Below are 13,565 nucleotides of genomic sequence, written 5' to 3'. Positions count from 1 at the left end.
CAAGGTGGGGCCGGCCTCGACGCGACCGGCTGTGGTTGTAGTCGGGGACGGTGACCCCGGGCCGGCCTCACCGAGACCGGCTACAGCGGAGGGGCAATTCGGCCGGCCTCATCGCGACCGGCTACAGCGGTGAGCGTGGTGGCTTACTTCTGCGACAGGTCTTTGATGGAGGTGGCGCGGATGAGTTCGCCGGTGGTGTAGCCGAAGTAGCGGGCGGCGAAGGGGAGCATGAGCTCGAGCTGAGCGGGGTAGTTGGGGCCTTCGTCGCGGATGCTCAGGCGGGTCAGCCAGATGAGATGGGCTTGCGGGGCGTCGGCCGGGTCGGCGCCGGTTTCGAAGGCGAAGGCGCGCACGATGAGGTAGAGGCGTTCACTCGTGAGATCGTTCAAGAGCTCTTCGTGGCGTTTCCACGGGCGTTCGGCGCGGGGCGCTTGGCTGAGCGCATACAACTCGTTGGCGTAGCCCAGCAGGAGGGCATTGTCCCAGGTAGTGTAAGCGCGGCGGTCGGCGCCGAGTTGGAGTTTGGCGTTTTCCATCCGCAGGGCGTTACGCAGCGATTCGGATTGGGGATCGGGGCGGAAATCCACGTTGCCTCGTTTGGAAGGCGGCAGATCACGGTGGATTTCCTGAATCTGGCTCACCGAGATATCCATGTTCATGTCCATGGCAGGTTTGGTGCGGCCCCATTCGACGACGAGATGGAGCATGGGCGCTTCGCCTTCGGCGGCGGGACGAAAGCCGCGTTTGATCAATGCGGCCGTCAGCGGCGCGGTGACCTCCGCGAAGGTCAGCTTGGCGAGTTTGCCGTCTCGGGCGGTGCCGGGCGCGTAACCGCCGTCGATCAACACAAAGGTCTGGGCGGGGTCGTCGGAGCCGTCGACGGAAGGCGGGGCGTAATACCCGGCGGCGACGGAGCGGATGGCGATGCGGGCCGAGGCGGGTTTGGCGAAGAGGGGCGTGGCGGTGAGGAGCGTGCCGAGCAAAACCGGCGCGAACAAACGAAGGGGTAGGGGCATGGCAGGTGCCTATGACACCGCCTTATGCCTTTGTATCCACAATGAGAGTAACCGGACCGTCATTTTCCAACGCGACCTGCATCATGGCGCCGAACTCGCCGCCGGGCACGGGGCGACCGCCGAGGGCGGCAGAGAGTTGCGCGCGAAAGGTTTCGTAGAGCGGCTCGGCCTGGGCGGGCGGGGCGGCGTCGTTGAAGGACGGGCGGGTGCCCTTGCGCACGCGGGCGTGCAGAGTGAATTGGCTCACGACGAGCGCATCACCGCCGGTGTCGAGGAGTGAGCGGTTCATGTTGCCGCCCTCGTCGGGGAAGATGCGCAGCTTGGCGATCTTTTGGGCGAGCCATTCGCCGTCGTCGGTCGTATCCGCGTGGGTGATACCGAGCAGGATGAGCACGCCCTGGCCGATGGCACCGGTGGTGCGTTCACCGACCGTGACGGCCGCGTGGGAGACGCGTTGAACGACGGCGCGCATGAACGACGAGCGGGATAAAGATAACGATAAAGAGAAAGAATTCGGGACGACTCAGAGGGCGCGGACGAGGACCTTGGCGTTGCGGCCGCTGGCCTCGTAGGTCTTGAGTCGCTCGGCCGGCAGGGCGGATTTGTCGGACTCGTCGAAACCGCAGACGTTGGTGAAGAAACCAGGATTCTGGGTGGAGAGCGCGAGCAGGTATTTGGCCCCGAGCTCCTTGGCGCGCAAAGCGGCGAACTCGACCATCTTGCGGCCGACGCCGCGTTTGTGGTGGAAGGGCATGACGTAGAGCGAGCCGAGTTCGGCGAGCTCGGGGCGGTCGGGATAGAACTGCAGGGTGACGCAGGCGACGATGTTTTCGTCGACCTCGAAGACGTAGAACTGGTCGATATTTTTCTCGATCGCCTGCTGGGTGCGGTGGAGCAGTTCCTCGCGCTTCACGGCGCTTCGGGTAAGGCTGTGAATGAAGCGCACGTCGCTGCGGGTGGCTTTGCGGACCTGTTGATAGTCGTTGCCGTAAATGAGCGTGCCGACGCCCTCGCTGGAGAAGACCTCGTTGAGCAGGCTGTCGTAGACGCGACCGTCGACGAGGTGCACGCGGGGGATGCCACTCTCGATGGCTTTGACGGCGTGCAGGGCCTTGGAACGGGCGGTCGGCGCGACGGATTCGGGCACGCTGTCGAGGGTCTTGCGCAGGGTGTCGACGGCGATGTCGCGGCGGAGTTCGCCGTTGATGCGCAGGCCGTCCTGGTTGGTGAGATAAATGACCTTGGTGGCGTCGAGGGCCTCGGCGACTTCGATGGCGAGGAGGTCGGAGTTGATGCGCAGGGTGTGGCCGTTGGGGGCGAAACCGATGGGCTGGATGATGGGCACGATGTCGGCTGCGATGAGATGGTGCAGTGTGTCTTTGTCGATGCGATCGACGCGGCCGGTGAACTGCTGATCGACGCCGCGGATGATGCCGACGGGGAGGGCGCGAATGGCGTTGGTGATGGCGCACTTGAGGCCGTTTTGGGTGAGGCCTTCGAGCACGAGATGGGACACGCGCGAAGAGGCGCGAACGGCGAGGTCGAGGGTGGGGCGATCGGTCACGCCGGTGCCGTCGGCATTGGTGATCGGGATTTCGCGCAGGGTCGACAGCTCGGCGAGTTGTTGGGAGATGCCGTGAACCAGGACGACTTTGATGGTCAGGCTGCGCAGGACGGCGATATCGACCAAGAGGTTGGTGAGGTTGTCGTCGGCGATGACCGCACCGTCGAGGGCGACCACAAAAATCTGATCCCGGAAGCGCGGAATGTATTTGAGGATACCGCGCAGGTCGGTCGGTTTGATCGACGTTTCGGCAGCGGGAACGGAGGTCGGAGCAGACATGGCGAAGGGCGCAGAGAGAGGCTGAAAAGCTAAACGATGGTGGCTGGACTACGGTCAGTGAATGTCGAAGGTCCAGCGGCGGGATTCGAGGGCGCCGATGAGGGTGCCTTGATAAGTGCCGGGTTCGAGGGTGTTTGGCGGCACGGTGAGCCGGAGGCGGGCGGTAAGATCGCGGGCCTGAAGGTCACCGGGGAGGGCATCGTAACCCACGATGAACACGGCTTCCTGACCGCGGAGGTAGAGGGTGGATACGGCGGGGCGTTCGCTGTGATCGGGTTGTTGAGCGGTGAGCAACAGCACGTAAGGTGCGCCGGCGAGGCTTTGGGCAGGGGCATCCACGAGCGCGAAAGAGGAGGGCACGGGCGGCTTGTCGATGAGCACCTCGGAGAGCAAGGGAGGCAGGCCTCCCTCGATGGCTTGGGTTTCGGCGGAGGCCGCGAGCGGCATCGACGGATCGACCAGGCGGTCGAGGGAAAGCTCCACGCGGCGGAAGCCGGCGTCGAGCAGGCGCATGACCTGGGCGCGGTCCTTGTTATCCTGATACGGCTCGTAGGCCGGCCCTTCCTTGCGGTAGGCCAAGGTCAACCACGTGTAGGGCACGAGGCAGGCAACAATGGCCAACACGATCCATTTCATGGGCCAGGGTTTGCGGTCGAGGGCGGGCGGCGGTTTGGGCATGAACCGGCGACGTTGGGGCGGGGAGCGGCTGACCGCAAGGCGGGGATGGCGTGCCCTAGGCGCGTTGACCGAGGATGGTCTCGATGGCTTTGACCAGCTCATCGGCGGAGAACGGTTTCTGCAGGAAGCCGTCGGGCTGGTTGGTGCCGCACAGCTGGATGGCTTCGTTTTCGGAGTAACCGCTGATGAGCAGGACGGGCAGGCGCGGGTCGCGGTCGCGCAGGCGGATCAGGATCTCGCGGCCGCTGAGGCCAGGCAGCGTGAGGTCGAGCACGGCAAAATCGTGCTGCCCGGGATGAAACTCCGAGGCGGCGCGGGCCCCGTTTTCGTAGGCGGTCACGTGAGCGCCTACGCGGGCCAGCACGCGGGTGGCGAGTTGGTAGATGGAGGGTTCGTCCTCGACTAGGAAGATGCGTTTGCCTCGCAGTCGACCGGAAGCCGTCAGCGGGCTGACTGGGAGCGGCGGACGGGTATCAAACTCGCCTTCGGCGGAGGGGAGCAACAGCTCGAAGGTTGTGCCCTTGCCTTCGATGGAGTCGACGAGCATGGCGCCGTGATGGCTGCGCACGATGCCGAGCACGGCCGATAGCCCGAGGCCGCGGCCGGTGAATTTGGTGGTGAAGAACGGTTCGAAAATCCGGCGCAGGTTGTCCGGGGTGATGCCGCAGCCGTTGTCGGTCACGCGGAAACGGACGTAGCGGCCGGCGGGCAGGTCGGGGTGGCCAATGCCGGCACGGAGTGTCTCGCTGTCCACGTCGGCGGTCGCGGTGTGCACCATGACCCGACCGTCGGCACCGTCGGTGGCCTCGCTGGCGTTGATCACCAGATTCATGATGATCTGACGCAGCTGCGATGGGTCGACATCGATGGGCGGCAAGTCGTCGGCGAGATCGAGCTTCAGCGTGACGTCGGCGCGGACGGAGGAGCGCAGCAACGGCACGAGTTCGCGGATGGCGGACGACAGATCGAGGCGTTCGACCACAAATTTGCCGCGGCCCGAGTAGGCGAGCATTTGGCGGCAGAGTTCGGCGGCGCGGCGGGCGGCGGTTTCGATCTCGCGGGCGGAGTGGCCCACTTCGGTCTCAGGGGGGAGTTCTAGCGAGATGAGGGACGCGTTGCCCAGCATGCCGGTGAGCAGATTGTTGAAGTCGTGGGCGATGCCGCCGGCGAGGACACCGAGGCTCTCGAGCTTTTGGGTTTCGGCGAGTTGGGTTTCCACCCGTTTGAAGGTGGTGACATCGGTCGAGATGCCGCCGACGCCGAAGGGTTCTCCGTCGGCGTCGAACAGGGGAAACTTCACCGTGTAGTAATAACGTTTTTCGCCGCGGATGTCGTATTCGCCTTCGAACAGACTGTGGACTCGAGATTCGAGCACGCGGCGATCGGACTCGCGAAGTTTCTCGGCAATCTCCGAGTTAAAAAGGGCTTCGTCGCGGTGCCCGACAATCTGTTCGACGGTGAGCCCGTAGAGCTCGGCCATCTCTTTGTTGGCGAGGATGTAGTGGCCGGTGTCGTCCTTGATCCAGATCGCGTTGGGACTGTTGTCGAGGATGGCTTGGAGTTCGTTTTGGTGGGTGAGCAGGGCGTGGGTGCGTTCCTCGACGAGGCGCTCCACTTCATGGGCGCGACGGAAGAAACTGTGTAGTGAAAGCGCGCTCAGCAGAGAGATGCAGAAGCCCGCGATGAAAAGGGTCTCAGGTTCGCGTGTCTGACGGTTTTGCAGCCAAGTCGGCGAAGGCGAGGCCGTGAAGCGCCAGGTGCGACCGCCGATGGCAAATTCGTCGACGACGAAGGGGGCGTCAGGATCGGGAGCCGATGCGATCCCGGCGGCGTGTTCGGCTGCGTCGCTGGAATAGAGGAGGTGTTGAATACCGTCGCTCTCGTTGACCGCGAAGTAGCGGAAGGTGGCGAACGACGTATACTCGGGTTGGATGGCGGGGGCGAAGATTCCGTCCATGCGGAACACGCCCTGCACAAAACCGCGTGGCACGGCCGCGAAGGGCTCCTGCTCAAACACCGGCAGGATGAAAATGATGCCCTGAGTGTCGTCGGCGGGCGTGGCTTGCGCGAGACGGAAGGGAGCGGTGACGGCGAGCGAACGCGATTGCAGGGCGCGGTTTTGGTCGGCCACCGACGGGGCCGTGCTCACGTCGTAGCCGAGCACGATGGCGTTGAACTCGAGCGGGTAGGCGTGCCGGATGATGTGATAGACATCCTGATCGGCGGCCGGGGCAAAACCGCCGTCGCGGGTGCGTTGCTTGACCGGTAAGGGTTGGCCGTAATCCAGCGAGAGAGCGCGCTCGACCTCAGAACGATAGCGGTGGGGCACGTATTGCACCCACTGCAGGGAGAGGAAGCCCTCATGGTCGTTGATGATGTCCGCGCACATGCCGTCGAACTCTTCGCGGGTGACGGTGCCCTGGAACATGATGCCGCGACGCAGACTGCCGAGGAGTTCCTCAATGAGGGAGACGCGTTCGCGATTGGCGGCGATTTGAAACGTGGCGAGCGTGCGGAAGTTGTCGCGGATGCGGGCCTCCTCGCTGAGTTGGGCGCGGCGAGCGAGGAACACGCTGAGGGCGAGACCGACGAGTGTGACGCCCCAAACCAAGGCCTTGGCCTGCCCACGGGTGAGCCCCACCCGGTGACGCGAGGTGGAGGAGGGAGTGGATTCAGGGGCGGCCGCGGGCATGCGAGAGGGAAATCAGATGAGGAAACCGGGGCTGGCTTGCGACCGCAGCAGCCGAGGGGAACCGGGGGCGGCAGGCGCGCTCCCCGGTGGATTCCTCGGAGCTGCTCAAACCGGGTAGGGCAGCGGGTATTTGGCGGTGAGCGCAGCCACGCGGGCCTTCACGGCATCGAGGGCGGCATCGAGGCCGTCGGTGTCGATGGCCTTGAGCACGGTGTCGATGCAGTCGGCGATCTCGACCATGTCGGTTTCGTCAAAACCGCGGCTGGTGACGGCGGGCGTGCCGAGGCGTATACCGGAGGCCTGGAAGGGCGAACGGGTCTCGAAGGGCACGGTGTTCTTGTTGCAGGTGATGTGGGCGAGATCGAGCGTCTCCTGGGCCTTCTTGGCGGTGAGCTCGGGCAGGTTCGCGCGCAGGTCGACGAGGAAGAGGTGGTTGTCGGAGCCACCGGAAATGAGCTTGTAGCCGCGATCGATCATGGCGGCGGCGAGGGCCTGCGAGTTTTTGACGATCTGCTGGGCGTAGGTCTTGAACTCGGGCTTGAGGGCCTCGGCGAAGCAAACGGCCTTGGCGGCGATGACGTGCATGAGCGGGCCGCCCTGACCACCGGGGAACATGGCGGAGTTGATGGCCTTGGCATGCTCGGCCTTGCAGAGGATGAGGCCGCCGCGGGGACCGCGCAGGGTCTTGTGGGTGGTGGTGGTGACGAAGTCGGCGTGCGGCACGGGCGACGGGTGCACGCCGGCGGCGACGAGACCGGCGATGTGGGCGATGTCGGCGAACAGGTAGGCGCCGACGGACTTGGCGATCTGGCCCATGCGCTCGAAGTCGATGATGCGCGAGTAGGCGGAGGCACCCACGGTGATCATCTTCGGCTTTTCGCGTTCGGCGACGGCGGCGAGCTCCTCGTAGTCGATGAGGCCGGTGTCCTCGCGCACGCCGTATTGAACAAACTCATACAGCTTGCCGGAGAAGTTGACCGGGTTGCCGTGGGTGAGGTGGCCGCCGTGGGCGAGGTTCATGCCGAGGACCTTGTCGCCGGGCTGGAGCACGGCGGTGTAGACGGCGAAGTTGGCCTGGGAGCCGGAGTGCGGCTGAACGTTGGCGTGCTCGGCGCCGAAGAGCTCCATGGCGCGCTCGATGGCGAGGTTTTCGACGACGTCGACGTGCTCGCAACCGCCATACCAGCGCTTGGCCGGGTAACCCTCGGCATACTTGTTGGTGAGCACGCTGCCCTGGGCCTCAATGACGGCCGGGTAGGTGAAATTCTCGGAAGCGATCAGCTCGATGTGGCTCTCCTGGCGGGAGCGTTCGGCCGCGATGGCAGCGGCGATGGCGGGATCGGCGGTGGCGAGGGGGGCGGTGTTCATGGATACGGGTCGGAGAGTCTAAAGGTCTAAAAGTCGGAAAGTCGTAGGGGCGGGGGCTCAGTTGCCGGGGATTTCGCGGCGGAGGAATTCGAGCAGCGAGGGGATGGCTTCGACGATCTCGTCGCGGCACATTTCGTAGAGCGGCAGCGGGCCGCCGTAGGGATCGGCGATCTGCTGATCGGCCTCGGGCGGCATGAACTCGCGCAGGAGGAAGATGTTTTCCGGCTGCGGCTCAAACATGGCGTAAATGATGTCGCGGTGGGACTCGGTCATGACGAAGACCGCGGTGGCTTCGCTGAGCAGCTCGGGCGTGAGCGGCTGGCTGCGGTGTTTCGAAATATCGAGGCCCACCTTTTTGAGCGCGGTGACGGAGTTGGCCGAGGCGGGATCGCCCGAGCGGGCGGCGACCCCGGCCGAGGCGACCCGGAAGCTCTTGAGCGGGCCTTCTTCGGCCTTGAGGGCGTGGGCGAGCAGCGCCTCCACCATCGGCGAACGGCAGATGTTGGCGGTGCAGACGGCGAGGAGGAGTCCGGATTGCGGGTCAGCCATGAACGGTTGGGCTTAACGGGCTATCGGGCCGGGAGAAAACACGAAATGTGGCCGAACGCGGAAAAGCTCAGCCGTGGCCGAGGGCCTGGAGCCCGAGCAGCACCTGCGCGGCGCGTTCCAGCATGGGGTCGGTAGGCGTCGCGGACCCGTCGGTCGTGGTCTCGGTTTCGGCCTCCTCCGCGGTTTCGGCGGGGGAGTCTTCTGCCTCGTCCTCGTCATCGCCGTTGTGATGGCGGAGAAGCGCGGCTTCGTCGAAACGACGTTTGGCGACGGTGGGCAGGGCGAGCGCGGTGAGGTCGGCGCCGTCGGTCTCGATTGCGGCGATGCTGGCGGAGATTTCGTCCGGGAGCACGGCGACATGAAGGTCGAAGGCGCTGGTGGGTTCGGTCGTGGGACCCAGCAACAGCACGCGGGGCGCACGGTCGGTGAGGAGGTTGGCCCACGCGGTGGAGGCAGGGCCGGCGAGCAGCACGACTTTGGGCGCTTGGTCGGTGGTGGTCGCCCAGGCGGGCGCGGAGGCCGGCGCGGGCGTGAGCCGCAGATCGAGCACGGCGGCGGTGTCGGGATCGACTTGGGTGATGTCAGCGCCGCGGGCGTAGAACAGCCCCGTCGCCAGCTCGGTGGGAGCGGCGGTTGCGAACGTGGCGGCGACGGTGACTGCCAGCGCGGTGAGACGGGCGGAGCGGAGGAAGTGGCTCATTGGTGACGGCCAAATTGGCGGGCGCCGATGTCGCGGCGGAATACTTTGGTGGCCATGCCGATAGCTTCGCAGGTCTCGTAGGCGGCGTCGGCGGCGGCGCGCAGGGTGGGCGCGAGAGCCGTGACGCCGAGGACGCGGCCGCCGGCGGAGACCAGTTGCCCGGCCTCGTCGGTGCTGGTGCCGGCGTGGATGACGGCAACGCCGGAGGGCAGGGGCTCGGGAACGGAAATCGGGTCGCCCTTCGGGTAGTCGCCGGGGTAACCGTCGGCGGCGATCACGACGCACATGGCGGCGGAGTCCTCGTGAACCTGCAGGTCGAAGCCGGCGAGTTTGCCTTGGGCGGCGCGCCAGAGCAGCTCGAGCACGTCACAACCGAGGCGCGGGAGGACGACCTGGGTCTCGGGGTCGCCGAAGCGGGTGTTGTATTCGAGCACGGACGGGCCTTCGGCGGTGAGCATGATGCCGATGAAGAGGGTGCCGCGGAAATCGATGCCCTCGTTGGCAATGGCTTCGACGGAGGGCAGCACGATCTCGCGGTCGATTTGGGCGAGGAGTTCGGGGGTGACGACCTCGGCCGGGGAGTAGGTGCCCATGCCACCGGTGTTGGGGCCGGTGTCGCCCTCGCGGATGCGTTTGTGGTCCTGCGAAGTCGGCAGGATGAGGTAGTCGGTGCCGGAAACGACCACGAGGATCGAAGTCTCTTCGCCCTCGAGGCAGTCCTCGATGAGGACGCGGGAGCCGGCTTCGCCAAATTTGTTGCCCGAAAGCATGTCGCGCACGCCGGCTTCGGCTTCGTCGAGGGTCGCGGCGACGATGACGCCCTTGCCGGCGGCGAGACCGTCGGCCTTGACGACGATGGGCGCGCCACGTTCGCGCAGGTAGGTGAGGGCGGGCTCCACCTCATCGAAGATTCCGGCCGGGGCGGTGGGGATGCCGTATTTGAGCAGGATCTGCTTGGTGAGGATTTTGGAGGCTTCGAGTTCGCCGCCGTCTTTTTTCGGGCCGTAGGCGGGGATGCCGGCGTCGGCCAGAGCGTCGACGAGGCCGAGTGCGAGGGGGACCTCGGGGCCGACGACGACGAAGTCGACCTTCTCCGCTTGGGCGAGGGCAACCAGACCGGGAATATCATCGGCTTTGACGGCGTGGCAGGCGGCGCCGTCGGCGGCCATGCCGGGGTTGCCCGGAGCGGCGAGCAGGCGCGGCGAGGCGGGGGAAGCCGCGATGGCGCGAATGAGAGCGTGTTCGCGGCCACCGGAGCCAACGACGAGAACGGACGAGGGGAGCTGGGTCATGGGTCTGGGTCGTAGAAATCAGGACGCCCGCACGACCGGCCGAGATCCGGTGTCGCAGGCAAGCCGTGAAACTGCCGAAGGCGGCACCGGGTCGTCGAGGTTTTGATTTGCTGGGTGGCTGGGGGCTGGTCGCCTACCGCCTACCGCCTACCGCTGGGACCGAGAGGCAACGAAGTTTAACGCAAAGACGGCAAAGGACGCAAAGAACGCAAAGGTCCGAGAGGGCAAACGGAGCGGCCGAGACGGCCGCTGCTACATTTGGATGGGGATGTAGCCGTGGGCGTGTCGCCCGCGTGTTGCGGCGGAGTGGCGGGAAGCGGCGCGTTGCGCCGTCGAAATGCTGAAAAATTGAGCGCTGAAAGCTGACCGCTGACCGCTGATCGCTTACCGCTGGAACGGAGAGGCAACGGAGCGCGAGCAAGCTCGCAGCCTACATTTCGCGGTCGGATACCGCACTGTAGGCCGCGAGCTTGCTCGCGCTCACGTCGGTGGTCCCGGGGGCTTCAACTTAAACTTAACCCTTCAACTCCGTCGCGGTCGGCGAGCCGGCCGGGACGATCAGAGGACCTGGAGTTTCTCGCGGTAGAAGGCGACGACGGCGTCGGGGTCGTCGGTGAAGAGCATGTAATCGAGCATCCAGGCCGGGGCGCGGCCTTCGTTGACCATGTGGGTGATCTGCTTGCGCAGGTGGTTGAAGTAGTCGGCGCCGAAGAAGACGAAGGGCACGCGGGGGCGGATGCCGAGCTTGAGGTTGCAGAGCTCGATGCCGATTTCCTCGAGGGTGCCGACACCGCCGACGTTGAAGATGCAAAAATCGGCGACTTCGAACCACTTTTGGCGGAAGTGGCGGGACGACTCCTGGAAGGTGTTGAAGAAGTCGACGCCGAGCTTGGGCGGCTGGGCTTCGAGTTCGAGGAAGCAGGCGCCGGTGAGGCCACCTTCGGAGCGGGCTTTTTCGCAGGCGAGGCCCATCACGCCGCCGCCGCCGCCGGTGAGCACGCCGACGTTGGGGGCCATGTAGCGGGTGAGTTTCTCGATGAGGATCGAGATGTTTTCGGTCTGCTCGTCGGTGAGGCCGACAGCGCTGCCGTAGAACGCGAGGATGGTCGACTCCTGGAAGCGGCGCTGCATCTCTTCGCGGATGAAGAAGCCGTGGTTCTTCTTGTAGGTGTGGAGGAAGAGGTCGCCGAGCTGGGGGTTATACCAGTAGACGTCGATGCCGAGGGCGTTGAGGGTGTCGAGGCGTCCGTGGGCGTTGTGCGAGAGGAAGAACCCGTGGGTGCGCGAGGCGCTGCGGAAGATGATGCGCTTGAGCTTGAGGTCGGGGAGGCGGGTGAGCAGCTCGACCTGCTCGGGCAGGTTGGGGAAGCAGTGGGTCACCAACGTGTCGGCGTTGGCGGGCGCGTGCTCTAGGGCGTGCAACAAGGTCGGGTAGCCGCAGGCGCCCTCGGTGTCGGCGAGGACTTCCTTGAGGTTGTGGCCGTTGTTGCCGACGTGGAGGAAGTGGCAGGCGTTTTCCATCTGCGCGTGTTGGCCGCGCAACGCGACCCGCAGGCGGGGCTTCGGCGCGTCCTTGGCCGCCCCCGGCTCGGGCGGACGGTCGTCGAGGCAGGCGAAGGTGTCCTGGGCGACAGAGATGAGACGTTCGCGTTTGGCGGTGAGCGTCTTGACTTGGGAACCGTCGCGCTCGGGGGCGCGGAAGATCTCGACCGACACCATGGGATTCACGACCGGCTCCTCGCCCTGGTTGTAGATTTCCAACATGATGTTGGTGCCGAAGGTCTTCACCGGGTCGAGCAGGACGGCACTGGTGTGGATGCCGAAGTTGCCGGCGCCCTGGTTGAGGACGACGTAGTGCTCTTTGAGATACAGGGAGCAGCTGGTGAGGACGCCGGAGTGCGGCGGGATGGCGAGGGGGGACGCGGCGTGGCGGATCTGGACCTTGTCGAGGAAGCTGCGGCCGGCGTTGCCCGAGACGAGGCGCTGGAAGGACTCGCGGTCGAGGTCGGGTTTGAGGGTGTAGCGGACGTGGTGGGGGGTGAGGAACACGTGTCCATCACGATCGATGGAGATCGTGTTGGGCAGCTTGAGCACGTTGGCGCGGATGGCTTCCCAGATCTCGGCGGTGGTGAGCTTGGCGGCGGCCGGAGCGACGAAGAGGCGACCGACCGGCGTGCCGAGGCGCAGGAGTTTGCGCCAGTAGGCGGCGTGCGGGAAGGAGAGGTCGTAAAGGAAGGCCTCGGCCTCGAGGACGACGCGGTTGCCGTCGATGCGGGCGGTTTCCTGGATGAGCATCTCGATCCCGATGCGCGCGAGGGTGGAGCGGAGGGAGAACTTAAGCTCGGCGAGGTGCGCCTTGAGATATTCGAATTCGGAGGGATTGCGCGGCCAGAAGGCCAGGGTGAGGGCGACCGGCTGGTCGTCTCCCTGGGGGCGCACATTGAGGATTTGGCCGTCTTGGCTCGTCCAGAAGGAATCGGCGTTCATAGGGGGGGCAAGAACCATGGCAAGAAAGCGCGTCCTGACAAGGGAGGAGTCGGAGATTGCGCCGAGGGTCGCCAGGGAACAGTTTGACCGTTTCAAACCTGTTCCCCCCCCCCCTCTCGTTCGTTTATGCGCTCCTCGTTTCTTCGTGTTTCGTATTCCGGCATTCTTTTGATCGCGGCTTCGGTCGGGTTCGCTCAAAGCGCGCCCCCTGCGCCGGCGGCTCCGGAGGCGGTGGCAGCCGCGCCGCTGCCGGAAGCGCAGTTGAGCGAAGAACAGATGCTGGAGATCTTTGGTTGGATGACCGGGATGCGGTCCGGGATGAGCATGCTGGCGCTCGATGATTCCGAGGTGGAAGCGGTGTTGCGCGGGATGCGCATGGCGTCGCGCGGTGAAGAGCCGGCGGTCGACCTGCAGCAGGTGGGCACGTTCATCGCCCAATTCATGCAGGAGAAATTTGAGGCGGCGCAGGCCGTGCAGAAAGCCGAGCAGGAAGCGGCGGCGGTCGCGTTCTGGGAGGATCTGGCCACGCAGCCCGGCGTGGTGATCACGCCGAGCGGCTTGGGCTACGAAGTGAAGGTTCCTGGCGGGGAGCGTAAACCGTTGGCCAGCGACCGGGTGCGGGTGCACTACACCGGCCGTTTGCTGAGTGGAGCTATTTTTGATTCGTCGGAAGGCGGCGAAGCCTACGAAACGCGTCTGACCGAGGTCATCCCGGGCTGGACCGAAGGGGTGCAGTTGATCGGTGAAGGCGGCAGCATCCGCCTCTTCGTGCCGCCGGAGCTCGCCTACGGTGATTTTGGCAGCGGCGACATTCCGCCGGGCGCGACGCTGATTTTTGACGTGGAGTTGTTGCAGATTCTGACGCCGGTGGCGGACGCGCCGGCCGCCACCGCGGTCGAAGAGCAGTCCTGAGCGATCTTGGCAGGGTTCCTCACCAGGC

Annotated in this window: 11 protein-coding genes; 1 reads left to right on the top strand and 10 read right to left on the bottom strand. The window is 65.4% G+C overall.

Features of this window, described 5'->3' with window-relative positions; genetic code table 11:
• Positions 1 to 143: 143 nt before the first annotated feature.
• The 10 genes from K1X11_RS04030 to K1X11_RS03985 form a co-directional block, all read right to left on the bottom strand.
• Positions 144 to 1,016 (bottom strand): hypothetical protein, encoded by an 873-nt coding sequence (locus tag K1X11_RS04030; RefSeq protein WP_221032992.1) that lies wholly within the window; start codon positions 1,014 to 1,016, stop codon positions 144 to 146.
• Between the two features lie 22 nt (positions 1,017 to 1,038).
• On the bottom strand, positions 1,039 to 1,488 hold the full coding sequence (dtd, locus tag K1X11_RS04025) for a D-aminoacyl-tRNA deacylase (protein WP_221032991.1): 450 nt from the start codon (positions 1,486 to 1,488) through the stop codon (positions 1,039 to 1,041).
• A gap of 51 nt (positions 1,489 to 1,539) precedes the next feature.
• Positions 1,540 to 2,859, bottom strand: a complete 1,320-nt coding sequence (gene argA, locus K1X11_RS04020) for an amino-acid N-acetyltransferase (protein WP_221032990.1) — start codon at positions 2,857 to 2,859, stop codon at positions 1,540 to 1,542.
• Between the two features lie 54 nt (positions 2,860 to 2,913).
• On the bottom strand, positions 2,914 to 3,537 hold the full coding sequence (locus tag K1X11_RS04015) for a hypothetical protein (protein ID WP_221032989.1): 624 nt from the start codon (positions 3,535 to 3,537) through the stop codon (positions 2,914 to 2,916).
• A gap of 55 nt (positions 3,538 to 3,592) precedes the next feature.
• Positions 3,593 to 6,229, bottom strand: coding sequence for a CHASE domain-containing protein (locus tag K1X11_RS04010; RefSeq protein ID WP_221032988.1), 2,637 nt, complete (start codon positions 6,227 to 6,229; stop codon positions 3,593 to 3,595).
• A gap of 105 nt (positions 6,230 to 6,334) precedes the next feature.
• Positions 6,335 to 7,597 (bottom strand): serine hydroxymethyltransferase, encoded by a 1,263-nt coding sequence (gene glyA / locus K1X11_RS04005; RefSeq protein WP_221032987.1) that lies wholly within the window; start codon positions 7,595 to 7,597, stop codon positions 6,335 to 6,337.
• 57 nt (positions 7,598 to 7,654) lie between these two features.
• Positions 7,655 to 8,146, bottom strand: coding sequence for a low molecular weight protein arginine phosphatase (locus K1X11_RS04000; RefSeq protein ID WP_221032986.1), 492 nt, complete (start codon positions 8,144 to 8,146; stop codon positions 7,655 to 7,657).
• Between the two features lie 67 nt (positions 8,147 to 8,213).
• Complete coding sequence (locus K1X11_RS03995) at positions 8,214 to 8,846, bottom strand: hypothetical protein (protein WP_221032985.1); 633 nt, start codon at positions 8,844 to 8,846, stop codon at positions 8,214 to 8,216.
• Positions 8,843 to 10,138: a phosphoribosylamine--glycine ligase gene (gene purD / locus K1X11_RS03990; protein ID WP_221032984.1), complete on the bottom strand. Its 1,296-nt coding sequence runs from the start codon at positions 10,136 to 10,138 to the stop codon at positions 8,843 to 8,845. The genes K1X11_RS03995 and purD overlap by 4 nt, the downstream gene beginning before the upstream one ends.
• 558 nt (positions 10,139 to 10,696) lie before the next feature.
• Entirely contained in the window at positions 10,697 to 12,625 is a 1,929-nt protein-coding gene (locus tag K1X11_RS03985; RefSeq protein WP_221032983.1) for an LOG family protein, read from the bottom strand.
• Between the two features lie 126 nt (positions 12,626 to 12,751).
• Between K1X11_RS03985 and K1X11_RS03980 the strand changes: the two genes are divergently transcribed.
• Positions 12,752 to 13,537 carry an FKBP-type peptidyl-prolyl cis-trans isomerase gene (locus K1X11_RS03980; protein WP_221032982.1) on the top strand — a complete coding sequence of 262 codons (786 nt, stop codon included), beginning with the start codon at positions 12,752 to 12,754 and terminating at the stop codon, positions 13,535 to 13,537.
• Positions 13,538 to 13,565: the final 28 nt, after the last annotated feature.

The organism is Actomonas aquatica (assembly GCF_019679435.2).
Taxonomy (GTDB): domain Bacteria; phylum Verrucomicrobiota; class Verrucomicrobiia; order Opitutales; family Opitutaceae; genus Actomonas; species Actomonas aquatica.
This window is presented reverse-complemented; position numbering and strand designations above follow the sequence as displayed.